This window comes from Flagellimonas meishanensis (genome assembly GCF_019880545.1).
Lineage (GTDB): Bacteria > Bacteroidota > Bacteroidia > Flavobacteriales > Flavobacteriaceae > Flagellimonas > Flagellimonas meishanensis.
Window position 1 is genome coordinate 609,530 of sequence record NZ_JAINVW010000003.1, and the last position, 23,321, is coordinate 632,850.

The window sequence follows — 23,321 nt, forward strand, 5'->3', positions numbered from 1 at the left end:
ATACCTTTTTGATAGGAAACGTCCTAACCCACTTTAGATTTTATTGGAACGGGCCAGCAGGGTGTAATCCGCAAGGACCAGTGCCGCCATGGCCTCCACAATGGGTATGGCCCTAGGCACCACACAGGGGTCATGCCTGCCCTTGCCCTGGGCGGTCACCTTTTTTCCCTCTTTGTCTATGGTCTCATAGGACTGCAGCACCGTGGCCACAGGCTTAAAGGCTACATTGAAATAGATGTCCATACCGTTGGTGATGCCGCCCTGAACACCACCACTGTGATTGGTTTTTGTGCTACCATCGGTATTAAAGGCATCGTTGTGCTCGCTTCCTTTCATGGCAACGCCCTCAAATCCACTGCCATATTGAAACCCCTTGACAGCATTGATGGAGAGCATGGCCTGACCCAATATGGCATGAAGTTTATCAAAAACAGGTTCCCCGAGGCCTACGGGCACATTTTGGATGACACAGCTGATAACACCACCAATGGTATCCCCTTCTTTTTTAATGGCCTTGATATATTCCTCCATCTTTTGTGCCATTTGGGCATCTGGACAGCGAACGGCATTGGATTCAATCTGTGAAAAATCCAACTCATTGTAATTTTTTTCCAATTTAAGTGTCCCTACTTGGGACACATAGGCATTTATTTTAACATCCTTCAAGAACTGCTTGGCTATGGCCCCTGCCACCACGCGACTTGCGGTTTCCCGGGCAGAACTCCTGCCGCCACCACGATAATCGCGAAAGCCGTATTTTTTGTCGTACACATAGTCCGCATGCGAAGGCCGGTAGGAATCCTTTATATGGGAATAATCATTGGATTTTTGGTTGGTGTTGTGGATTACAAAACCTATTGGCGTGCCAGTGGTCTTACCTTCAAATACCCCGGAATAGATTTCAACAGTGTCAGGTTCCTTACGTTGGGTCACAATCTTGGATTGCCCCGGTTTTCTCCGCTCCAATTCACGCTGTATCGCTTCCAAATCCAATGCGACCCCAGCGGGACAGCCATCCACGATGCCGCCAATGGCCTTTCCGTGGGATTCCCCAAAAGAAACCAGCCTAAAAAGTTGTCCGAAGGTATTTCCTGCCATCTTCTGTCCAATTAAATTCATTCAAAGGTAGATGTTCTGGGGCTTATTATAAAACCACACCTGCACTTAATGATTTTGTAACATATTCCATTTGAAGTTCATGTTTATTTAACCATTAGCTCATGAATAATTGATTTGAATTTGATATTCAGTTTATTCCGACCAGTTTATTTTGCATTCAAACCGTATACCATTGAAAAAAAGGAAGATAGAAATAGCCGTCGTCTCCGATGTTCATCTTGGCACCTATGGCAGCCATGCGGATGAACTCATTGCCTATTTGAACAGCATACAACCAAAAAAGCTGATCTTGAACGGCGATATTATTGACATTTGGCAATTCAGCAAACGCTATTTTCCTGCTTCGCACTTAAAGGTGCTTAAAAAAATCATTGGTATGGCATCCAACGGAACGGAGGTATACTATATTACTGGCAACCATGATGAAATGCTCCGCAAGTTCAGTGACACATCCATGGGCAACATCAAAATTGTAAACAAACTTGTTCTTGAACTTGACGGAAAAAAGGCATGGATTTTTCATGGCGATGTGTTCGATATATCGATACAAAATGCCAAATGGCTGTCCAAACTGGGTGGACATGGCTATAATCTCCTCATTTTGACCAACAGCTTTGTGAACTGGTGTCTGGCTAAAATGGGCAAGGAAAAATACTCACTGTCCAAACGCATTAAGAACAGTGTGAAAAGTGCCGTAAAATACATTCACAACTTTGAGAAAACCGCGGCCGACCTGGCCATAGAGAATCATTATGATTATGTGGTGTGCGGCCACATCCATCAACCAAAAAAGGAGTATTACGAAAATAAGAATGGTCGTTGCCTCTATCTTAATTCGGGCGATTGGGTGGAAAATTTGACCGCTTTGGAATATTCCTTAAAACGCTGGCGAATTTACCACTATAGCCACGATCGCCTATCCCCTTTCTTTGCGGATGAGGATTTGAAGGAAATGAACATGAACGAGCTCATAGCCTCCATAACCAATGGCAATGAGGAACTGCCCACCGATTTTTCAAACATTATTTCTGAAGACTTGGGAGAGGTTCCAAAAATAAGGAGTGAAAACGAAAAAACACTAGACGATTAGTGCCTTTCGTAGGATTGACACCGGATGTTCTGCCAGCCTTCCGGTACCATCCTTAATCTGGTGCCTGCAACTGGTCCCATTGGCAGCAATCAAGGTGTTCTTGTCAGACTTCGATACAGATGGGAACAATTTGAGGCCACCCACCTTCATGCTTATGTCATAATGCTCTTTCTCATACCCGAAGGACCCCGCCATTCCGCAGCATCCTGATGGTATGACGGTAACTTGATAGTTCTTTGGCAGATTGAGCATGTCAAAAGTGACTTTTTGGTTGCTTAATGCCTTTTGATGGCAGTGATTATGGATTTTCACCTGGCGTTCATCCTCAGTGAACTGTTTCGATGTGATTCGTCCTGCAGCTATTTCGGTTGCCAAAAACTCCTCTATTAAAAAAGACTGTTTAGCCAAACGCTCCAAAAGCGCTGTGTCGGTATGAAGCCGTTGGTATTCATCCCTAAAAGAGAGTATTGCCGAAGGTTCCAATCCCACTATGGGAATATCTTTTTCCAAAACGGGCTTTAGCTTTTTCAGATTTTCATCCACCAATTTCTTGGCTTGCTTTAAATAACCTTTGGATAAATAGGTCCTTCCGCTTTCTGCATAAAAAAGCTCCAAATCGTAGCCCAATCCGCATAACAGCGCTATGGCATCCTTTCCCACTTCAATATCGAGATATTTGGTGAACTCATCCAGGTAAAGAACCAACTTGCCCTTGGTCGGATTTGGGTTCATGGAACGGAACTGGTCCAAATACGCTTTAAAATTAAAGTTGTGGACACTGGGGAAACTTCGCTCCATCGAAACACCGGAAAATCTTTTCAAAAGTCCGCTAAGGATTTTTGATCCATAAATGCCATTGGTGAACCAGGCCATTTTGCTCCCAAGTGCATTCAACTTGGTGTTGTGGGCAAACAATTTACTCCGCAAGCTATACCCATTCGATTCTTGATATTGATAAAGAAACTCGGCCTTGAGTGTGGCAATGTCGACATTGCTGGGGCATTCGCTTGCACACGCCTTGCAACTCAGGCAAAGGTCGAAAACATTCTTGAGCTCTTCTTGATCGAACCGATTGGTTTTTTCGGAATGGGTCAAGAACTCGCGGAGGGCATTTGCCCTTGCCCTTGTGGTGTCCTTTTCGTTTTTGGTGGCATGATAGCTTGGACACATGCCACCTTTCACGGTATGACTTTTTCTGCAATCCCCGCTTCCATTGCATTTTTCGGCCGCCTTCAAAATCCCTTCACTGTCGGAGAAATCCATCAGTGTGCTTATCGTGGGTTCCTCCCTGTTCACTTCATAGCGGAGGGACTCGTCCATGGGAAAAGCATCAACAATCTTTCCTGGATTGAATATGTTCTTTGGGTCAAAAAGCGTTTTGATCCGTTTCAACAGTTGATAGTTGGACTCCCCTATCATCAAAGGAATAAATTCTGCCCTAACGATCCCATCACCGTGCTCCCCACTGAAGCTCCCCTTATATTTTTTGGTCAAATGGGCCACTTCCGTGGTTATGGAACGGAACAGGACCACATCTTCCGACTTTTTGAGGTTCAAAATGGGTCGCAAATGCAGTTCCCCAGCTCCGGCATGGGCATAATAAACGGCATCCTGCCCGTATCTTTTCATGATCTGGGTAAATTCCCCGATAAAGTCCTTTAAATCTTCCAAGGCCACTGCGGTGTCTTCTATGCAGGCCACTGCCTTGCGGTCGCCCACCATGTTACCCAAAAGGCCCAAGCCGGCTTTGCGCAGTTCCAAGGCCTTGTTGATGTCATCTCCTCGCAACACGGGACTGGCATAGCTGAATCCAGTTCCCTGAATGGTCCCGAGCAGTGCATCCAATTGTTGTTGTAGCTCTTGTTCCGTCTCTCCCCGAACTTCCAACATCAATATCCCGGCCGGATCGCCTTCCACAAAAAAACGATTCTCCAACTGGGCACGGTTGTTTTTTGTACAATCCAGAATCACCTTGTCCATCATCTCACACGTGTGCAGGTTGTGCCGCATCACAGGGGCCACATCGCTCAGACAATCTTCCAGGCTTCTGTAATGTGTGGCAACCATGGCGGACAGGGGCGGTGGTAGGTCGTCCAGTTGCAGTGTTATTTCTGTGGTTAGGGCAAGTGTTCCTTCGCTGCCAGCAAGTAATTTACATAGGTTTATTTTTCGTTGGGACCCACCAAAAAGATTGCCCTTCAACAGTTCATCTACCGCATAGCCCGTGTTCCTGCGGTGTATGCTTGCTTTGGGGAATTCCTTTTTTATACTTTTTTGAATCTCCGGATTGGAAAGCTCTGCCGATAGCTTGGCATAAATGGCACCTTCCAGGGTGTTTTCGTTTTTCTTACGTTCAAATGTGTCTTGGTCCACTTCCGAGAACAAAGCTTCGCTGCCATCGGATAAAACACAGCGCAAGGAAACTACCTTGTCCCTTGTTACGCCATATTGAATGGAAGTGGTCCCCGACGAGTTATTGCCCACCATTCCGCCGATCATACAGCGATTGGATGTGGATGTGTTCGGTCCGAAGAACAGTCCGAAAGGTTGCAGGTACTGGTTCAGTTCATCACGCACCACTCCGGGCTGCACGCATATCTGTTTTTTTTCCTTATCAAAATGAAGTATTTCAGTGAAATGTCTGGATACATCCACCACAATGCCATCTCCGACACATTGTCCTGCCAAAGAGGTTCCAGCTGTTCTAGGAATTAGCCCTATCCCATGTTGTTCCGCAAAGCGGACCAAGCATTTGATATCCCCTTTATCCTTGGGGTAGGCCACTGCCAATGGAACTTTTCTGTACACGGAGGCGTCAGTGGCATAGAGCGTCCTGCTGAGATTGTCTGTCAACAACTCCCCTTGCATTGCTTCTGCAAGAGGTTTTAACAATGATTTATTCAATTTGGAACAATTTTTGGAAACTAAAACAGCGTTTTAAACGTAAATCTAACACAAAACTATCTCTAATTTTAAACTTAAAAGAGAAACACATGAAGATTACCACATTATTTTCCGTACTTTTTTTATTTGGAACAATTGCAGTAAGTGCGCAGAGCATTTCCGAGCATGCACTTGGGCTCCGCTTGGGTGATAGCGACGGTTTTGGGGCCGAGATCTCCTACCAAAAGTCCATTGGCCAGCGAAACAGGGCTGAATTTGACCTAGGTTGGAGGGACAGCCGAAACTTTGATGCCTTTAAGCTGACGGGGCTCTACCAATGGGTACACCAATTGGATGGAAATTTCAACTGGTACTATGGCGTTGGTGGTGGACTTGGAAGCGTTGATTTTGATCCCGCACCCGGTTTTGACGATGACGATGATGGGGTTTTCATATTTGCGGCCGGCGACATCGGGATAGAGTACAATTTTGACATCCCATTGCTACTGTCACTGGATTTCAGACCGGAAATTGGACTTGTTGGGTACGATGGGTTCGACAATGATTTTGATTTTGACATTGCCCTCGGTATACGGTACCAATTCTAGGAAAATTCAACATAATTTATTGCCCTTGGCTTTTTTTCAAAAGGTCAGGGGCTTTTTTATGCCATAAGTAATGAATACCTTAGCACTTTTAAAACAACAGAATGAAACGAATATTGATACCCATTATGGGCATACTTGTTTTGGGGTCCTGTGGGTCCAAACCTGATGGATATACCTTGAACGCCAAGGTGGTTGGAGATTTGGAAAACGGAACCAAGGTCTATCTAAAGACCACTGACTCCCTCAATCAACTGGTAGATATAGATTCCAGCGCCATTGAAAATGGCACCTTCGCCTTTCAAGGCATGCAAACGGAACCCAAGGTCCACTATATCTTTATTGATGACAACAGGGGAAATGTCCCTTTTGTGCTGGAAAATGGCGACATCGAAATCTCGTTCCAAAAAGACAGCATGAACTATGCAAAACTCAAGGGCACTGAGCAGAACGAACTTTTCATGGATTTTTTGGAAGGGTCTAGGAAATTATCGGAAAGGGCAGCCTCCATGCAGAATGATATGCGAATAGCTGCACAAAGAAGGGATACCGCCACGGTCACCTCTTTAAGGGAAGAATATATTGAATTTCAAGAAGAGGTCAATAACTATAATATTGACTATGTAAAGCAAAATCCCAATGCCTTGATTTCGGTATTGGTCATTGGCAGTTTGATGAATACCAAAACCGTCCCTGCCGATGAGATCAAGCAGATGTATGAGAATTTGACCCCAGAGATGAAGGCAACGGAACCTGGAAAAAGGTTAAAGGAACAACTGGACAAAACCGAAGCTACCGAGGTAGGTGCCATTGCACCGGAATTTTCGGCCCCTACTCCCGATGGAGATTTATTGGCATTGAGCGACGTGAAAAAGAAAAGCAAGCTTACGTTGATTGACTTTTGGGCCGCATGGTGCAGGCCCTGTCGTGCCGAAAACCCCAATATTGTTTCCATATACCACAAGTATCATGACAAAGGCTTTAACGTGGTCGGGGTTTCCTTGGATACCAAGGCCGAGACTTGGAAAAAAGCCATTGAGGATGATGGGCTGGTATGGAACCATATTTCCAATCTGATGCGCTTTAATGATCCCATTGCCCAATTGTACAACATCAATGCCATACCCGCCGCATTTTTATTGGATGAAAACGGGGTTATCGTGGCAAAAGATCTTAGAGGACCCGCCTTGGAGCAAAAAGTGGCGGAGTTGCTCAACTAAAAAGTTTGTCAAACAAATGATTCAAGGCCCTAGTATGGGTCTTTTTTGTTTGATTATATTTTGCCCATTTTTTCCAAGGCAAACAAAATTGCGATGGGCACGGCCAACAAAATAACAATCCAGGTGTCCGTAACAAAAAGCTCAGGTTTGAACAAAAGGGTCACGGCATATCCGCCAATGGCCCCGCCAAAGTGTGCGGTATGGCCAATATTGCCCAACCTGCTCCTCATCCCATAAATGGAATATAGCAGATAGGCAATCCCCAACACATAGGCCGGCAAAGGAATCGGGATGAACATGATCCCCAATTGCATTTCAGGATACAAGAGAATTGCCGCATACAGCACCCCCGTGACCGCTCCACTCGCCCCAACCGCGCTGTAATGTGGTTCGTCCTTATGGAAAAAAAGCGCCAACAAGCTTCCCGCAATCAAGCTGATAAAGTATATGATCAAAAATTTCCCCGGGCCAAACCAGTTGATCACGACATTGGCAAAAAAATAGAGCGTGAACATGTTGAAAAACAGATGTGAAATATCCACATGCAAGAATCCAGAGGTTACTGTTCGCTCCCGTTGGCCGGCCCTTATGGAGCCAATGTTGAATTTATAACGGTCAAAAAAAACGGAGTCGTTAAAACCCCTCAAGGAAACCAGGACATTTGCAGCAATAATGGCAATGGTGGCAATATGTAAATTGTACATGGGCGTGTAAGGTTAAGATTCAAATATAGCTATATTTGCACACAAGAATTGTATATGCAACTTGTAGTATTTGTTCTTGCCTATCCCCTGCTCTGGTTGATTTCCAGGCTTCCCTTCCGAATTCTCTATATACTTTCCGATGGTGTGTTCGTGTTACTTTATCACGTTTTCGGCTATCGAAAAAAGGTGGTTAGGAACAATTTGGCGCTGGTCTTTCCAGAAAAGTCCACCCAGGAAAGGTTACAAATAGAAAAGAAGTTCTACAAGCATCTTTGCGACATGTTCATTGAGATGATTAAGACCTTGGGGATATCGGATGCCCAAATGAATAAAAGGTATGCATTTACAAATGTTGAAGAATTCTTGCGATGGGAAAACAGTGGCAAGCATGTGATGATAATGATGCCGCACTACGCCAGTTGGGAGTGGGTCTTTTCGTTAAATACCCAAATCAAATCCAAGGCCTACGCAATTTATCAACCGATACAAAACAAGTACTTTGATAAGCTGGTGCGTGACATCCGTAGCAAATATGGCACAACCCTCATAAGAACCTATGAAAGCAGAAAAATCCTAAAGGATGCCAAAAAAGCGAACGAATTGATAACCGTGGGCATTATTAGCGACCAGTCCCCTATGGTCAATAGGGCCCGCCATTGGTCAAAATTCATGGGCATTATGGTACCCATCCATGTTGGGGGTGAGGAACTTTGCAAGGATCATGGCATGATTCCCGTGTACTTAAAGGTAGAGAAAGTTGGACGTGGACAATATCAGGCAACCTTCAAAACTTTGTCCGAAAATCCAAAGAAAGTTGAAGATTATAAGATTTCGGAGGATTTCCTAAAGGAAGTGGAAGCCTCTATTTATGAAGCTCCCGAATATTACTTTTGGACCCACAAACGATGGAAGCACAGGAACAAAGTACCCAAGGAATTTCAAAATTCCTGATTTTTGCCATTCCTTTCCCGCTTTCATTATAGTCATATTCTTTTCTTAAAATCACACCCATTTTAGAGATTGATTTATATTTTAAAGAACACTAAAACAATCAAAAAATGAAATATTTTATAATCCCTGCATTTCTGCTGCTTTTTGGATTTACCTCGGCCCAAAAGGGGCAAGTTGTCCAAGTCTCCGATGAAATCTTGAAATCCATTGAAGTAGATATTTGGATTCCATTTATGGAAGCCTATAATGAATCCGATTCGGAAAAATTAAAGTCCATACATTCCCAAAACATAATAAGAGTCTCCTTGGATCAAAACCAAATTCAAACCGGGGAAGCCTATTTGGAACGATTTGGCAACTTTGTTGAGGGCACCAAGGAACGAGGGGGGCAGATAGGAATAGCCTTTGCAATCCTGTCCACGGCCTTGGACGAAACCGAACAATTGGCCCATCAAAGTGGCTACTATCGTTTCAGCTCAAAGAATCCTGAAGACGAAGAGCTTGTAATTAGAGGATATGGTCAATTCGATGTTGGGCTTAAACAGGAAAACGGTGTATGGAAAATTTGGCTGGACTCCGATAAGCGAATCCAGCTGTCCAATGAGGAGTTTGACGCGCAAGAAATTGTTTATAAATTAAAGTAATGATTTAATTTATTTTTGCAACTTCCTTAATCTCAGAAATAATCATATCTGCAAGGTCATCGGCCTCCGTTTGCGATTTCGCTTCCGTATATACACGAATGATAGGCTCCGTATTGGACTTTCTCAGATGTACCCAGTTTTCCGGAAAATCAATCTTTACCCCATCGATTGTCGAAACCTTTTCATCTTTGTATTTCTTGTGCATGGCATCGAGTAAACTGTCCACGTCCAGGTCGGGCGTCAACTGAATCTTCTTTTTACTCATAAAATAACTGGGGTAAGTCGCTCGAAGCTCTGCCACTGTTCCACCTCTTTCTGCCAATAGCATCAAGAACAGGGCGGTGCCGACCAGGGCATCCCGACCATAATGGCTTTCAGGGTAGATGATTCCACCATTGCCCTCACCCCCTATTATGGCATTGATAGCTTTCATTTTGGTCACAACGTTCACCTCACCAACGGCAGCAGCCTCGTAACGCCCTCCGTGTTTTTCCGTAACGTCGCGCAAGGCCCGCGAGGAAGAGAGATTGGATACCGTGTTCCCCTTGGTCTTGCCAAGAACATAATCCGCACAGGCAACCAAGGTATATTCCTCGCCAAACATTTCCCCGTCATTGCTGATAAAGGCCAATCGGTCCACATCGGGATCCACTACAATGCCAAAATCTGCCCTTTCCTCAACCACCTTTTTACAAATATCCCCCAAATGCTCCTTCAATGGTTCGGGATTGTGGGGAAAATGGCCGGTGGGCTCACAATAGAGTTTGACCACCTCTACACCAAACGACTCCAATAATTTTGGGATGGCAATGCCTCCTGTGGAATTCACCCCATCAACCACGACCTTAAAACGCTTTTCTTTTATAACATCTGCATCCACTAACGTTAGGTTCAGGACTTCATCAATGTGAATGTCGATATAGGCATCATTTTTAACAACTTTGCCCAACTCATCCACCTCTGCGAACTCAAAATCCTCCTTTTCGGCCAATTCCAAGATCTTTATGCCCTGCTCGGCATCCAAAAACTCTCCTCTTTCATTCAACAACTTCAATGCATTCCATTGTTTTGGATTATGGCTTGCAGTCAAAATGATACCTCCATCTGCCTTTTCCAAAGGCACGGCAATTTCCACGGTAGGTGTTGTGGAAAGTCCAAGGTCAATCACATCTATGCCCAATCCCACTAAAGTCGACACCACTAAATTTTGGATCATCTCACCAGAGATTCGGGCATCCCTCCCAATGACAACTGTCAATTTCTCCTTTTGGGTGTAGCCCTTCAACCACGTGCCATAAGCAGCCGCAAATTTGACCGCATCCAAGGGCGTTAGGTTTTCGTTTGTGCGGCCCCCAATGGTTCCCCGTATCCCCGAGATTGATTTGATCAGTGTCATATACCTGTTGAAAAAGTTTTTGCAAATATAAAGGGCTGTTCCCTATTCCATGTTTCGAATTTGTAAATTTCACCACAAAACCCAATAATCCCATGAATTTCCTGGCCCACATTTATCTTTCCTTTGATGACCCGGAAATAACATTGGGCAATTTTTTTGCCGACCACATCCGAGGCAACAAATACCAGCATTTACCCGACAAGGTGCAAAAAGGAATTATTTTGCATCGGGAAATAGACACCTATACCGACTCCCACCCGATAGCCAAAAAGAGCAGCAGGCGTTTGCACCAAAACTATGGGCACTATAGCCAAGTCATTGTAGATATTTTCTATGATCATTTTCTGGCAAAAAATTGGAAGCTGTATTCCGAGGTTCCTTTGGAAGAATTTGTGACAAGGTTTTATGGCCTTTTAAAAGAGAATTCTGGAATTTTGCCCATACGCACCAAACAAATGATGCCCTATATGATTACAGATAACTGGTTGCTGAACTATGCCAATTTATCGGGCATCTCCAACGTCCTAAGTGGTATGAACCGCAGAACCAAAAACAAATCCAGGATGGATTTGGCCATTACGGATCTTAAGGAGCATTACACTGATTTTGAAACCGAGTTCACCACATTTTTTTCAGAATTGATTACCTTTTCCCGTCAAAAATTCATCTCACTATGCGAAGATTGATATTTCTATTGCCCCTTATCTTATTGGTTAACTGTAGACAACAGCCCGCACCGCCTACGGGACTGGTTGCTGAAAAAGCAATGGTTGTCTCTGCTCGTGAAGAAGCCTCAAAAATAGGTGTGGAGATTATGAGGCAAGGAGGCAATGCCTTTGATGCCATGGTGGCCACGGAACTGGCACTGGCAGTCGCCTATCCTTATGCTGGCAATCTGGGTGGAGGAGGTTTTATGGTGTACAGAAAAAGTAACGGGGATATTGGCGGGCTGGATTATCGGGAAAAAGCCCCGCTATCAGCCCACAAGGATATGTACCTGGACTCTTTGGGAAATGTGGTACCCAACATGAGCACGGTTGGGGCCACTGCGGTAGGGGTGCCTGGGACCATTGCCGGTGTTATCGAAGTACATCAAAAATTTGGCACCCTTCCCCTACGGATAATTATGGAGCCTGTTATTGCCCTTGCGAATAAAGGTGTTGTGGTGACCGAAAAACAAGGGGAGAGACTGGAAAAACACCGAAATCAGTTTGTGGAGGTTAACGGTGACAGCACAAAGTTTTCCACGGTATACAAAATGGGTGATACCATAAAATATCCCGCATTGGCAACCACTTTGGAAAAAATACTTCTTCATGGCAGGGATGGCTTTTACAAAGGTGAAGTGGCCCAAAAACTGGCCTCCTTTATCCAGGAACAGGGCGGTTATATCACTGAGGAAGATTTGGCCCAGTATGAGGCCAAATGGAGAGCACCCATCACCTTTGACTATAAGGACTTAAGGATAATCACAATGAGTCCGCCAAGCAGTGGAGGGGTAACCATCAATCAAATTTTTAAGATGATGGAACCCTACAACATAGCCCGTTTTGGACACAACTCACCAAAAACCATACAATTGTTTACGGAGGCTGCTCGGCGCGCCTATGCCGATAGAAATTTCTTTTTGGGCGACCCCGATTTTGTGGACATTCCGTTGGACGTGTTACTGGACGATGCCTATTTGGCGGCAAGGTTTTCCGATTTTTCCTTTGAAAAGGCAACGCCTTCCGAAGAAGTTTCCTACGGCGCAGTAGAAGTAGTGGAAAGTATGGAAACCACCCATTACTCCATTGTCGATTCTGAAGGAAATGCCATTTCTGCCACAACAACCCTGAACGGTGCTTATGGATCCAAGCTGTACAGCGATGAGCTTGGTTTCTTTTTCAATAATGAAATGGATGATTTCAGCGCCAAGCCCGGAGTACCCAATATGTATGGCCTCATCGGCGCAGAAGCCAATAGCATTGCGCCCCAAAAAAGAATGTTGAGCAGCATGACGCCTACCATTGTGGAAAAGGAAGGACAGCTTTATATGGTGGTTGGCACTCCGGGTGGGTCCACCATCATCACAGCGGTAGCACAGACCATTTTGAGTGTGTACGAGTTTAACCTAAGCATGCAGGAAGCGGTCAACGCACCTCGGTTTCATCACCAATGGCTGCCCGACGTCATAAAGTTTGAGGAAGAAGGCTTCCCAGAAGCGGTCAAAACAGCACTTCAATCCAAAGGGTACGAAATTCTGGAAGGGCGCACCCCGGTAATCGGTAAAGTGGACGCCATTCGGGTACTGCCCAACGGTTCGCTGGAAGGAGGGGCGGACAAACGGGGCGACGATACCGCAGCAGGCTTTTAACGCTGGCGTCGATGAACTTTGATGTAGTCGTTTTAACGGATAACAGGTATATCAACCCCACGAAAAAGGGAGCATACGTGGAAAATATACTCTTGGAAGACCATTTGATTTTGGAAGCGCTCCAGGAACAAGGTCTCAGCGTAATCAGAAAATCTTGGGATGATCCTAATTTTGATTGGTCAACCACCAAATATGCGCTTTTTAGGACCACATGGGATTATTTTGACCGATTGGAAGAATTTTCAAAATGGTTTGGCAAAACCGCCGAGCACACCCAATTCATAAACCCCAAAGCCCTGATTGAATGGAATATCGACAAGCATTATTTGCGTGATCTACATGATCACGGCATCAACATTCCAAATACGATTTTTATAGAACGGGAAGAACAATTGAATTTGGAACAGGCGCTTGAAAAAGCGGATATGACCTTTGGTTTCCAATGTAATAATTTTGTGTTGAAACCCTGTGTGTCGGGAGCAGCAAGGCACACCTATAAATTCAATAGAAGGGATTTGGCGGAGTACGACACTATTTTTCAAAAATTGATTGCCCAAGAAGCGATGATGCTGCAAGAATTTCAACATCACATAGTCGGCGAAGGAGAGATTTCGTTGATGGTGTTTGATGGAGCATTCACGCATGGCGTGCTTAAGGTTGCCAAACCTGGTGATTTTCGGGTTCAAGATGATTTTGGTGGGTCTGTACATGCCTACAAGCCTACGGATGAACAAATCGATTTTGCAAAAAGAGTGGTTCGGGCAACCCCATCGCTGCCACTTTATGCGAGGGTCGATATTTTTAAGGACAACTATGGGGAATGGGCCTTGGCCGAATTGGAGATTTTTGAACCCGAACTTTGGTTTCGGATGCAACCTGAAGCTGCTAAGGTATTGGCCAAAGCCATCAAAAAAAGAATGTTTTCATGAAGATGATATTGAAGATAACTGGGCTTTTTATTGGGATACTGCTGCTATCGGGAGTTGTTTGGGGATTTCTTGCGCACGAACCGCTGCCGTCGGGAGCAACCGGATCCGAAGCTGACGCATTGGCGCAGAAGATGTTGGATGCACTGGACCATGAAAAGTATGCAGACACCCGCTTTCTGCATTGGTCTTACCGTGCAGGTGCAAACGAGTATGAGTGGGACAGGGCAAAAGGTGTTTGTTTGGTAAAATGGGATGATAACGAAGTCCATTTGGACCTTACCAATGCATCGGCCTCCGAGGTAAAAGTCAACGGTTTATCTGTTACCGCGACAGAGCAAATGGAACTTGTGCAAGATGCCGTGAAAATGTTCAACAACGATTCCTTCTGGCTTGTTGCTCCCTACAAAGTTTTTGACGTAGGCACTCAGCGCAGTATTGTGGCCCTGGAAGACGGTGCCAAAGGACTTATGGTCACCTATACTTCCGGAGGCAGCACTCCCGGGGACAGTTATCTGTGGCTGCTGGAGGATAACGGGCGCCCGTATGCTTTTAAGATGTGGGTAAAAATCATACCCGTTGGCGGAGTCAGGGCCTCTTGGAGTGACTGGGTAACCACATCAAGTGGTGCCCAACTACCAAAATCCCACAAAATAGGACCCATTACACTAAGCATGGGCGATGTGAAGGGATTTAATCCCTGAACCGATTCAAAATTCTAAGGATTCAAGCCTTTTCCTCCATTTTCTTCTTAAGCTCATCCATGGATTGTTGCAATTGACGAAGCAGCCCACTATCCGATGTGGCGTCCATATTGAATGTAAGCTTGCTACTCACCTCCCAAATCTCCTGAATTTGAAAAGGTTTTATTTCATAAGGAGGATAGGTTTCATTCAGCGATACCAAGGTGATGTTGTTGGAATTGGGCTTTCTTTCAATCTTTTTTACCATTACCGAGTCCTGTAGTACCACAACATATATTTTATTCGGACTCACATGGTCGATATGCTCAATGGCCCTTGCCAAGACCCAATCGTTGGGCCTCAAACTGGGAAGCATACTATCCCCTTCCACCTGAAAACCACGGTAAGTGGCGTTTCTAAATTCCGGAATGGGCAAATCAAAGGCAGGCAACTGTCGATACCAACTGGTATCGGCAATGTTCTGCGGATACCCCGCCGCCGCCTTGGCGTTCACCAACACCATATTGTCCTGATCGGAACTATCCACGGTGACCACTTTGGGAATTACACTGGTTCGGGAAGTCTCCAAATGTTTTTGGTCACTTTCGCCAAAAAGCCATAGCGGATTAATCTTGAACTGTTTCAGGAGTTCGGTTACCACTTTTCCGGAAAGTTTGGTCCGCCCCCTTTCTATATCGGCCGTGGTGTTTTTCACTCCCAGCAAATCGGCAAACTCAGCTTGTGTATAGCCCAATTCCCTTCTGAGGTCCGTAAATCGCTTTAAGGTAAGTTCGTTTTCCATTCAAAAGTTATTGGAGTCAGGTCGAGCGCTATAGAGATCCATTTCAGATTCCTTTTTACTACCTCTTTACGGCGTTCTCATTGACTTTATTCCTCAAATATAGTAAAATTGGATTATTTCCAAAAATAATTATGGATTATTTCCATTATTTGGATTATATCCATATCTTTGATTGGATTATTTCCAAAAAGTATGGACTTCAACAGAATACAGGAGAAATTGAACATACTGGCAGATGCGGCAAAATATGATGTGTCCTGTGCCAGCAGCGGTAGTGACCGGACCAATAGGAACAAGGGGCTGGGCAATGCATCAAAAATGGGCATATGCCATAGTTACACAGAGGACGGTCGCTGCATTTCGCTTTTAAAGATACTGCTTACCAACCATTGCATATTCGATTGTGCCTATTGCGTAACCCGGAAAAGCAATGATGTACAAAGAGCGGCCTTTAAGATTCAGGAGGTAGTGGACCTCACCATCAACTTTTACCGTAGAAACTATATTGAAGGTTTGTTTTTGAGTTCGGGCATCTTCAAAAGTGCCGACCACACCATGGAACGCTTGGTGGCAGTGGCCAAAAAACTCCGTGTGGAGGAAAACTTCAACGGTTACATCCATTTGAAATCGATTCCCGGAGCAAGCGACGAATTGATGTACGAGGCTGGGCTGTATGCCGACAGACTTTCCGTAAACATTGAGGTGCCAACCATTTCCGGACTCAAATTGTTGGCACCGGATAAAAAACACGAGGATTTTACCAAGCCCATGCTCAAGGTGCGGAACGAGATTGTGAAGTACAATGCGGAGCACAAAATCATTAAAAGCACCCCAAAATATGCCCCAGCTGGCCAAAGTACCCAGATGATCGTTGGTGCCTCTGGGGAAACGGATAAGGACATCATGTATTCGGCAACCTATTATTATAAAAAATATCAAATGCGCAGGGTTTATTATTCGGGCTATGTACCTGTGGCTGGTGATTCCCGTCTGCCTGCCATTGGATCCCAAGTACCCATGCTTCGGGAAAATCGATTGTACCAATCCGATTGGTTGCTGCGATTTTACGGATTTGCGGTCAATGAAATAGTGAACGACGACCATCCCAACTTGGATATGGATGTGGATCCAAAACTTTCCTGGGCCTTGCGGAACATGCATTTATTCCCCTTGGATATCAACAAAGCAGAAAAAGCGTTGCTAGCAAGAATTCCTGGGGTGGGTATGAATTCAGTAAACAAGATTTTACATGCCCGAAAGTTTCGGAAACTGAATTGGGGCCACCTAAAGAAAATTGGAATTGCATTTAACCGAGCCAAGTATTTTATGGTTTGTGATTCCAAAAATTGGGAACGCCGTGATTTGGATGCAGCCAAAATCAAAGGATTGATTTTGCAAAACTCGACGGGTAAGTTTAGAAAACAATACGGCAATCAATTGGCTTTATTCAATTAGCAATGGACAATGTGCAATTATCAATAATGTCATTTGGAACGCATGTTGGAAATCTAGATTTATTTGTCATAAGCTACTTAGAAAGGACACGAAAACGAAATATAAAACTATGAAACCTTCAACAACCTTAATTTATGACGGCAGTTTTAATGGATTTCTAACCGCCGTATTCGTCGCTTTTGATGAAAAAATCAATGTGGCGGACATCCAGAAGAACAGTGAAGTGCAAAACGGATTGTTCTCGGAGACGGAAACGGTCTTCACCCATGTGGAAAAGGCCAAGAGGGTATGGAACGGTATCCGCAACAAGAGCCACAATGCCATTTCCAATGTGTATTTTGCCTTTTTGAGTGAAACCGAGGGTGTGGAACTGATGCTCTACACCTATATTCAAAAGTTGATGACCACCAAAAGTGGCAAACAAATCGATTATTCCGATAACATTGTCCTTTACATCAACCAATTGGCCAGAAAAGTAGGGCGCGAAAAACACCGTATGGAGGCTTTTGTGCGGTTTCAATTGACCAAGGATGATATCTACTTTGCCAATATCGAACCAGATTTTGATGTCCTGCCCTTGATTTCAAAGCATTTCCGTAACCGTTACGCAGACCAGCAGTGGCTGATCTATGACGTAAAACGCAACTATGGCATCTATTACAATCTGGACCATGTGGAAATGGTGTCACTTAACCTAAAGGACATTCACCACAACAAGATTCGGAAAAGTGATGCCTTTGTAAATGAGGAATACGATTACCAAACGCTATGGAACGATTACTTCCGCAGCACACACATCAAATCCCGCATCAACCCAAAACTGCACAGACAGCATGTGCCCAAACGATATTGGAAGTATCTTAGTGAAAAGAAGCAAGCGGTTTAACCTTAATGGAATATAAACAACTAAAACTTTGGTTTGATAAAGAATTGGCAGAACTACTTGCCGATAAACTGTTGGCAAACAAAGTGGATTTTGATAAAACCTCCTTTGTTCACGAAATAGAAAATAAAGTAGAGGGGCTTGAATTGAAGGACCGTATTGAGTGCATTGCCGATGCGCTTAAAATATATTTGCCCGGGCATTATGACACAGCTATAAGTCAATTGATGGAAGTTCTCGGCCCTGAAAATGATAAAGAAACGGGCATGTTCAAGCAATATTATTGGGTGATGCCCATTGCCAAATACGTTGAAAAATATGGATTCGAAAATCTTCAAACATCCATGAAGGCAATTTATGAAATCACCAAACGAAATACGGGGGAATATGCCATAAGGCCCTTTTTAAAAGCTTATCCCCACGAAACCTTGAAAACAATGTATGCTTGGTCCAAAGACGGTAACAAGCACGTGCGACGGCTCAGCAGTGAAGGGGTAAGGCCACGGCTGCCCTGGGCCCAAAAATTGGATCAATTCATTGAAAACCCAATTCCCATTTTACCAATTCTGGAAAATTTAAAGGATGACAACAGCAGGTATGTCCAGAAATCTGTGGCAAATTGCATTAATGACATTTTAAAGGACAACGAAACTTTGGGAAAAGAACTGATAGAAGGTTGGGTTCCCAGATCCTCACAAAATAGAAATTGGATTATTAAACACGCCTTGAGAAATTTACTAAAACGTGATGTTGCGTGGGCAAGAGAAATGGTTATCGAATTGGGGATAGCTTGACGACCATTGATTTGAACAATAGTTAATTGCTAAAAGGTTTAGTATCTTGTGTATATAAACAAACGTTATGAGACTCGTTTCATCCATCCTGTTATTTGTTTGGCTGTTTACAACAATAAGCTATGGACAAGAAGTCAATTTGCAAAGTCTGAAAGGCTTTGTAGGCTCATGGGAGCATGTATCAAAGGAATTTCGAACGGACGGTAGTACCAATATTGAAACCGGAACAATGTCCGCAGATTGGGTTTTGGGCAATACGTACATAAAAATAGACTGCACCCTGAACGGCGAGGGATATGTACGGTATTATTCCCAATTTATTGGTTACGATTCGGGTTCAAAAAAATTCCAGTCCACATATCTGTACAGCGGTACTTTGCAAAAAGTCTTTGAATCTGGCCATTTTGATCCTGCTCTTGATCAACTTCACCTAGCGGGGGTCAATCCTTTTTCCAATCAGCTTGAAAATGGCATAAACATTAGGAGCCTCTTTACAATTGAAGAAAACAAAATCGTATTGGAACTTATGGAATTACGGGCCAGTGGCGAATGGGAACTTGGCTATAGTGCCGTTTTCACCAGAAAATAAATCATTTGCTCCGCTCCCCCACAAAACGATCACTTTCATTTTTGAACAGCACGTTAAAACTGGTCAAACTGCCATAAATGCGGGTAACATATTGTTGCAGGTCCACTTTTTCCTGATCATCCAAGTTAGGACTGCTGTTTATTTTTTGTTCCATCACCCGAATGCGGTCACGTACCATCACGATTTTATGGAAAAAGGTGTCGATGGGCATTTCCTTATTGGCCAGGGCGTCGCCAGGTTCCAAGATCAATTTTCCGCCCTTCCACTTGTCCGCAATCGGTACTTTCTCATGGGTGTCGCTCCACTTTTCCAAAATCTTGACCAATGACCGTTCCACATCGAAAAAGCTTACCGTGTCCACATCGTCTTCCAAACCTTCAATCACCTCAAATTCCGAATCCAAATCGATGGTCTCCAATCCCTTTTCTAAAAAAGTGACCCAATAATGTCGTGAGGAAACATTTGTTACCACCCCTTTTCCGTATTCGGGATGGTCAATGCGAGAGCCTATGCCCAGTATTTTCATGAATTTACTTTTTAGCGTCCAAAAATAGGTCTTCCCCAAACAAAATGAAAACGAAAGCGGTTTCCTTTTTACGTGCCAAACCCGTACCTTAGCGTCTTGTGCTATGATCAACTACGAAGAAAACATTGAAGTCCGAGGGGCAAGGGTCCATAACCTCAAAAACATTGACGTAACCATCCCCAGGGAAAAGCTGGTGGTAATCACCGGGCTCTCCGGAAGTGGGAAGTCGTCCTTGGCTTTTGACACCATCTATGCCGAAGGCCAACGGCGCTATATTGAGACCTTTTCAGCCTATGCAAGACAGTTCCTTGGCGGACTGGAACGACCCGATGTGGATAAGATTGATGGACTTTCTCCCGTGATTGCCATTGAACAGAAGACCACCTCAAAATCACCCCGGTCCACAGTGGGCACCATTACCGAGGTATACGACTTTCTTCGCCTTCTTTTTGCCCGTACCGGTGATGCCTACAGCTACGCCACAGGTGAAAAAATGGTGAGTTACACTGATGAGCAAATCAAGGATTTGATCATTGAAACCTATCTGGATAAAAAAATCAACGTGTTGGCGCCGATAGTAAAGTCCAGAAAGGGCCATTATCGGGAGTTATTCGAGCAGATTGCCAAACAAGGATTTGTAAAGGTCAGGGTTGATGGTGAAATCTTGGACATCGTCAAAGGCATGAAGGTTGACCGCTACAAGACCCACGATATTGAAATCGTCATCGACCGATTGAAGGTTTCGGATACCGAAGAATTTCACAAGCGACTTAGTGAGACCATCAATACGGCCATGTACAGTGGTGACAACGTGCTCATGATGCTCGAAGAAGGGGAAACAGAGCCGCGCTACTTTAGCAGGGACCTTATGTGTCCCTCCACCGGCATCTCCTACCCTGCTCCCGAGCCGAATACTTTTTCCTTCAACTCTCCAAAAGGGATGTGTCCCGAATGCAATGGTCTCGGCCATGTATACCAGGTCAATGAGCAAAAAATCATTCCCGATAGAAAAAAATCCATTAAAGCTGGAGGATTGGCACCTTTGGGCGAGTACAAAAAATCATGGGCCTTCAAGCAATTGGAGACCATCGCCCAGCGGTATGATTTTGATCTCGGAGATCCCATAAGCAAAATTCCTGCAGAGGCCCTGGACATCATTCTGAACGGGGGCAAGGAAAGCTTTGAGGTGGATTCCAAGACCCTGGGGGTAAAAAGGCAGTACAAGATTGACTATGAGGGCATTTCCCACTTCATAAAAACGCAGTTTGAGGAAGCCAATAGCACTTCAATTAGGCGCTGGGCAAAGGATTATATGGACAAAATCCAGTGCCCCAGCTGCAATGGGGCAAGATTGCGCATAGAGTCCCTTTATTTTAAGGTCGGTGGAAAGAACATTGCCGAACTGGCCAAGATGGATATAGCCGAGCTTGCTGATTTTTTTGAGCAACTCGGAGACAGTTTGGAAGGAAATCAAAAGAAAATTGCCGAGGAAATAATCAAAGAGATAAAGACCCGCATCCGTTTTTTGTTGGATGTTGGCTTGGATTATCTTTCATTGCACCGAAGTTCAAAATCCCTCTCGGGAGGAGAGGCCCAACGCATTCGTTTGGCCACCCAGATTGGGTCGCAATTGGTAGGGGTGTTGTATATATTGGACGAACCCAGTATCGGCCTTCATCAAAGGGACAATGAAAGATTGATCCGTTCCCTGGAATCCCTTCGGGATATCGGGAACTCCGTTATTGTGGTGGAGCACGACAGGGACATGATAGAACACGCCGATCATGTAATCGATATCGGTCCACGGGCCGGAAAACATGGGGGCGAGATCATTTCAGAGGGAAACCCACATGAATTGAAAGACCATCATACCCTGACTGCACAATATATCACCGGAGAACTGGAAATCCCGGTACCGGCAAAACGCAGAAAAGGCACCGGCAAAAATATTGTGCTATCGGGCTGCACGGGCAATAACCTCAAAAATGTTACAGCAGAGTTTCCTTTGGGAAAATTGATAGGTGTAACGGGTGTATCGGGCAGTGGCAAATCCACCCTTGTGAATGAGACCCTCTACCCTATCATGAACGCCCATTACTTTAATGGGGTGAAAAAACCCATGCCGTATAAAAAGATTACTGGACTACAACATATTGACAAGGTAATCGACATAAACCAATCGCCCATCGGGCGGACCCCACGGTCCAACCCAGCGACCTATACCGGAGCGTTCAGCGAAATCAGGTCACTCTTTGCCAAAACCACGGAGGCTACCATAAGGGGCTACAAACCTGGCAGGTTCAGCTTCAATGTGGCCGGGGGGCGATGTGAGACCTGCAAGGGCGGTGGTCTTCGGGTCATTGAAATGAACTTTCTTCCCGATGTCTACGTGGAGTGTGAAACCTGCAATGGCAAGCGGTTCAACCGGGAAACCCTTGAGATTCGGTATAAGGGTAAATCCATTGCCGATGTGCTGGAAATGACCATCAATGAGGCTGCGGATTTTTTCGAGAATATTCCCAAAATCTACCGTAAGCTAAAAACAATAAAAGATGTGGGATTGGGTTATATATCTTTGGGACAGCAATCCACTACCCTATCGGGAGGCGAGGCACAACGGATAAAGTTGGCCACGGAGCTTTCCAAACGTGATACTGGCAACACGTTTTACATCCTCGATGAGCCAACAACGGGACTACATTTTGAAGATATACGGGTGCTTATGGAAGTGCTTAACCGATTGGTGGACAAGGGCAATACCATTTTGGTGATAGAGCACAATATGGACGTAATCAAAATGATGGACCATATCATTGACATCGGATACGAAGGGGGTCGAGGTGGCGGCATGATCGTAGCCGTTGGAACACCGGAGGAAGTGGCTGGGGATGATAAAAGTTATACTGCCAAATTTTTGAAAAAGGAATTGCAAAACAACAAGCAAAAGGTGGCCAGGGCCGTTTAATACAAAAGGACATGCAAATGCGAAAAGAACAGCACATCAAGGGATGGAACGAGATCAAGACCAATGACTCCTGGGCCATCTTTAAAATAATGGGAGAATTTGTGAACGGGTTCGAGAAAATGAGTGCCATTGGGCCCTGCGTTTCCATTTTTGGTTCCGCCCGTGTAAAACCCGGCCAACCTTACTATGATTTGGCCGTAAAAGTGGCCCAGCGTGTTGCGGAGGCGGGCTACGGAATAATTACCGGAGGCGGTCCGGGAATCATGGAGGCTGGTAACAAGGGAGCAAGTCTGGCCGGAGGCATCTCCGTGGGCCTGAACATCGACCTTCCATTTGAGCAACACGACAATCCTTTTATAGATAATGATAAGAGTTTGGATTTTGATTACTTCTTTGTCCGAAAGGTAATGTTCGTGAAATATTCACAGGGATTTGTGGTGATGCCGGGAGGCTTTGGAACACTGGATGAGTTTTTTGAGGCCCTTACCCTGATACAGACCAATAAAATACACAAGTTTCCCATTATTTTGGTAGGAACGGAATTCTGGAAAGGCCTGATCGATTGGATTAAGAATACCTTGTTGGAACAAGGCAACATAAGCCCGAAAGATCTGGACCTGATCAAACTGGTAGACACCGAAGATGAGGTGGTCAATATCATAGATGACTTTTATAAGAAGCGTAACCTGAGTCCCAACTTCTAACTCGCTGTCCTTTGGTTTGTACCCGT

General features: G+C 44.7%; 21 protein-coding genes. 15 read left to right on the forward strand and 6 right to left on the reverse strand.

Features of this window, described 5'->3' with window-relative positions; genetic code table 11:
* Positions 1-33 precede the first annotated feature (33 nt).
* On the reverse strand, positions 34-1,098 hold the full coding sequence (gene aroC, locus K7G75_RS10735) for a chorismate synthase (protein ID WP_222985011.1): 1,065 nt from the start codon (positions 1,096-1,098) through the stop codon (positions 34-36).
* A 193-nt stretch (positions 1,099-1,291) separates the two neighbouring features.
* On the opposite strand from aroC, the gene K7G75_RS10740 reads away from it, so the two are divergent.
* Positions 1,292-2,209: a UDP-2,3-diacylglucosamine diphosphatase gene (locus K7G75_RS10740; protein ID WP_222984248.1), complete on the forward strand. Its 918-nt coding sequence runs from the start codon at positions 1,292-1,294 to the stop codon at positions 2,207-2,209.
* Here the strand turns inward: K7G75_RS10740 and K7G75_RS10745 are convergent.
* Positions 2,198-5,113, reverse strand: coding sequence for an FAD-binding and (Fe-S)-binding domain-containing protein (locus K7G75_RS10745; RefSeq protein ID WP_222984249.1), 2,916 nt, complete (start codon positions 5,111-5,113; stop codon positions 2,198-2,200). The genes K7G75_RS10740 and K7G75_RS10745 overlap by 12 nt on opposite strands.
* 89 nt (positions 5,114-5,202) lie before the next feature.
* Between K7G75_RS10745 and K7G75_RS10750 the strand changes: the two genes are divergently transcribed.
* Both K7G75_RS10750 and K7G75_RS10755 read left to right on the forward strand, forming a co-directional pair.
* Positions 5,203-5,700, forward strand: coding sequence for a hypothetical protein (locus K7G75_RS10750; protein WP_222984250.1), 498 nt, complete (start codon positions 5,203-5,205; stop codon positions 5,698-5,700).
* A 101-nt stretch (positions 5,701-5,801) separates the two neighbouring features.
* Entirely contained in the window at positions 5,802-6,917 is a 1,116-nt protein-coding gene (locus tag K7G75_RS10755) for a TlpA disulfide reductase family protein (protein WP_222984251.1), read from the forward strand.
* Positions 6,918-6,970: 53 nt separating this feature from the next.
* On the opposite strand, the gene K7G75_RS10760 is transcribed toward K7G75_RS10755, so the two are convergent.
* Positions 6,971-7,621, reverse strand: coding sequence for a rhomboid family intramembrane serine protease (locus tag K7G75_RS10760; protein ID WP_222984252.1), 651 nt, complete (start codon positions 7,619-7,621; stop codon positions 6,971-6,973).
* A gap of 54 nt (positions 7,622-7,675) precedes the next feature.
* Between K7G75_RS10760 and K7G75_RS10765 the strand changes: the two genes are divergently transcribed.
* Both K7G75_RS10765 and K7G75_RS10770 read left to right on the forward strand, forming a co-directional pair.
* Positions 7,676-8,572 carry a lysophospholipid acyltransferase family protein gene (locus K7G75_RS10765; protein ID WP_222984253.1) on the forward strand — a complete coding sequence of 299 codons (897 nt, stop codon included), beginning with the start codon at positions 7,676-7,678 and terminating at the stop codon, positions 8,570-8,572.
* 107 nt (positions 8,573-8,679) lie between these two features.
* Positions 8,680-9,216: a Cif family virulence factor gene (locus tag K7G75_RS10770; RefSeq protein ID WP_222984254.1), complete on the forward strand. Its 537-nt coding sequence runs from the start codon at positions 8,680-8,682 to the stop codon at positions 9,214-9,216.
* A gap of 4 nt (positions 9,217-9,220) precedes the next feature.
* Here the strand turns inward: K7G75_RS10770 and glmM are convergent, their stop codons facing one another.
* Complete coding sequence (gene glmM / locus K7G75_RS10775; protein ID WP_222984255.1) at positions 9,221-10,612, reverse strand: phosphoglucosamine mutase; 1,392 nt, start codon at positions 10,610-10,612, stop codon at positions 9,221-9,223.
* Positions 10,613-10,704: 92 nt separating this feature from the next.
* Between glmM and K7G75_RS10780 the strand changes: the two genes are divergently transcribed.
* The 4 genes from K7G75_RS10780 to K7G75_RS10795 are packed head-to-tail and all read left to right on the forward strand — an operon-like array spanning position 10,705 to position 14,598.
* The gene (locus K7G75_RS10780) at positions 10,705-11,298 is read left to right on the forward strand and encodes an acyl carrier protein phosphodiesterase (RefSeq protein WP_222984256.1); all 594 of its coding nucleotides are present in this window, start codon (positions 10,705-10,707) and stop codon (positions 11,296-11,298) included.
* The gene (gene ggt / locus K7G75_RS10785) at positions 11,286-12,968 is read left to right on the forward strand and encodes a gamma-glutamyltransferase (RefSeq protein WP_222984257.1); all 1,683 of its coding nucleotides are present in this window, start codon (positions 11,286-11,288) and stop codon (positions 12,966-12,968) included. Before K7G75_RS10780 ends, ggt begins: the two co-directional genes overlap by 13 nt.
* 11 nt (positions 12,969-12,979) lie before the next feature.
* A complete protein-coding gene (locus K7G75_RS10790) occupies positions 12,980-13,897 on the forward strand; it encodes an ATP-grasp domain-containing protein (RefSeq protein WP_222984258.1) in 918 nt (305 codons plus the stop codon).
* Complete coding sequence (locus K7G75_RS10795) at positions 13,894-14,598, forward strand: hypothetical protein (protein ID WP_222984259.1); 705 nt, start codon at positions 13,894-13,896, stop codon at positions 14,596-14,598. The genes K7G75_RS10790 and K7G75_RS10795 overlap by 4 nt, the downstream gene beginning before the upstream one ends.
* A 22-nt stretch (positions 14,599-14,620) precedes the next feature.
* Here K7G75_RS10795 and K7G75_RS10800 read toward each other — a convergent pair whose 3' ends face one another.
* Positions 14,621-15,379 carry an XRE family transcriptional regulator gene (locus K7G75_RS10800; RefSeq protein ID WP_222984260.1) on the reverse strand — a complete coding sequence of 253 codons (759 nt, stop codon included), beginning with the start codon at positions 15,377-15,379 and terminating at the stop codon, positions 14,621-14,623.
* 192 nt (positions 15,380-15,571) lie between these two features.
* Between K7G75_RS10800 and K7G75_RS10805 the strand changes: the two genes are divergently transcribed.
* The 4 genes from K7G75_RS10805 (at position 15,572) to K7G75_RS10820 (ending at position 19,100) form a co-directional block, all read left to right on the forward strand.
* Positions 15,572-16,834, forward strand: coding sequence for a putative DNA modification/repair radical SAM protein (locus K7G75_RS10805; protein ID WP_222984261.1), 1,263 nt, complete (start codon positions 15,572-15,574; stop codon positions 16,832-16,834).
* A gap of 109 nt (positions 16,835-16,943) precedes the next feature.
* Positions 16,944-17,720 (forward strand): TIGR03915 family putative DNA repair protein, encoded by a 777-nt coding sequence (locus K7G75_RS10810; RefSeq protein WP_222984262.1) that lies wholly within the window; start codon positions 16,944-16,946, stop codon positions 17,718-17,720.
* A gap of 5 nt (positions 17,721-17,725) precedes the next feature.
* Positions 17,726-18,511 (forward strand): DNA alkylation repair protein, encoded by a 786-nt coding sequence (locus K7G75_RS10815; protein ID WP_222984263.1) that lies wholly within the window; start codon positions 17,726-17,728, stop codon positions 18,509-18,511.
* Positions 18,512-18,578: 67 nt separating this feature from the next.
* Positions 18,579-19,100, forward strand: coding sequence for a DUF1579 family protein (locus tag K7G75_RS10820; RefSeq protein ID WP_222984264.1), 522 nt, complete (start codon positions 18,579-18,581; stop codon positions 19,098-19,100).
* A 1-nt stretch (position 19,101) separates the two neighbouring features.
* On the opposite strand, the gene K7G75_RS10825 is transcribed toward K7G75_RS10820, so the two are convergent.
* The gene (locus K7G75_RS10825; protein ID WP_222984265.1) at positions 19,102-19,626 is read right to left on the reverse strand and encodes a hypothetical protein; all 525 of its coding nucleotides are present in this window, start codon (positions 19,624-19,626) and stop codon (positions 19,102-19,104) included.
* Positions 19,627-19,729: 103 nt separating this feature from the next.
* Here K7G75_RS10825 and uvrA point away from each other — a divergent pair, with 103 nt between their 5' ends.
* Positions 19,730-22,591, forward strand: a complete 2,862-nt coding sequence (gene uvrA, locus K7G75_RS10830; RefSeq protein ID WP_222984266.1) for an excinuclease ABC subunit UvrA — start codon at positions 19,730-19,732, stop codon at positions 22,589-22,591.
* Positions 22,592-22,608: 17 nt separating this feature from the next.
* A complete protein-coding gene (locus tag K7G75_RS10835) occupies positions 22,609-23,295 on the forward strand; it encodes an LOG family protein (protein WP_222984267.1) in 687 nt (228 codons plus the stop codon).
* Positions 23,296-23,321: the final 26 nt, after the last annotated feature.

Excerpts from the sequence above, each read along its gene's own strand:
- K7G75_RS10770 (WP_222984254.1), top strand. The coding sequence starts at position 8,680 with ATGAAATATTTTATAATCCCTGCATTTCTGCTGCTTTTTGGATTTACC.
- K7G75_RS10805 (WP_222984261.1), top strand. The coding sequence starts at position 15,572 with ATGGACTTCAACAGAATACAGGAGAAATTGAACATACTGGCAGATGCG.
- K7G75_RS10750 (WP_222984250.1), top strand. The coding sequence starts at position 5,203 with ATGAAGATTACCACATTATTTTCCGTACTTTTTTTATTTGGAACAATT.
- K7G75_RS10790 (WP_222984258.1), top strand. The coding sequence starts at position 12,980 with ATGAACTTTGATGTAGTCGTTTTAACGGATAACAGGTATATCAACCCC.
- K7G75_RS10755 (WP_222984251.1), top strand. The coding sequence starts at position 5,802 with ATGAAACGAATATTGATACCCATTATGGGCATACTTGTTTTGGGGTCC.
- K7G75_RS10810 (WP_222984262.1), top strand. The coding sequence starts at position 16,944 with ATGAAACCTTCAACAACCTTAATTTATGACGGCAGTTTTAATGGATTT.
- K7G75_RS10820 (WP_222984264.1), top strand. The coding sequence starts at position 18,579 with ATGAGACTCGTTTCATCCATCCTGTTATTTGTTTGGCTGTTTACAACA.
- ggt (WP_222984257.1), top strand. The coding sequence starts at position 11,286 with ATGCGAAGATTGATATTTCTATTGCCCCTTATCTTATTGGTTAACTGT.
- K7G75_RS10765 (WP_222984253.1), top strand. The coding sequence starts at position 7,676 with ATGCAACTTGTAGTATTTGTTCTTGCCTATCCCCTGCTCTGGTTGATT.
- K7G75_RS10800 (WP_222984260.1), bottom strand. The coding sequence starts at position 15,379 with ATGGAAAACGAACTTACCTTAAAGCGATTTACGGACCTCAGAAGGGAA.
- K7G75_RS10760 (WP_222984252.1), bottom strand. The coding sequence starts at position 7,621 with ATGTACAATTTACATATTGCCACCATTGCCATTATTGCTGCAAATGTC.
- K7G75_RS10815 (WP_222984263.1), top strand. The coding sequence starts at position 17,726 with ATGGAATATAAACAACTAAAACTTTGGTTTGATAAAGAATTGGCAGAA.
- aroC (WP_222985011.1), bottom strand. The coding sequence starts at position 1,098 with ATGGCAGGAAATACCTTCGGACAACTTTTTAGGCTGGTTTCTTTTGGG.
- glmM (WP_222984255.1), bottom strand. The coding sequence starts at position 10,612 with ATGACACTGATCAAATCAATCTCGGGGATACGGGGAACCATTGGGGGC.
- K7G75_RS10835 (WP_222984267.1), top strand. The coding sequence starts at position 22,609 with ATGCGAAAAGAACAGCACATCAAGGGATGGAACGAGATCAAGACCAAT.
- K7G75_RS10795 (WP_222984259.1), top strand. The coding sequence starts at position 13,894 with ATGAAGATGATATTGAAGATAACTGGGCTTTTTATTGGGATACTGCTG.
- K7G75_RS10780 (WP_222984256.1), top strand. The coding sequence starts at position 10,705 with ATGAATTTCCTGGCCCACATTTATCTTTCCTTTGATGACCCGGAAATA.
- K7G75_RS10825 (WP_222984265.1), bottom strand. The coding sequence starts at position 19,626 with ATGAAAATACTGGGCATAGGCTCTCGCATTGACCATCCCGAATACGGA.
- uvrA (WP_222984266.1), top strand. The coding sequence starts at position 19,730 with ATGATCAACTACGAAGAAAACATTGAAGTCCGAGGGGCAAGGGTCCAT.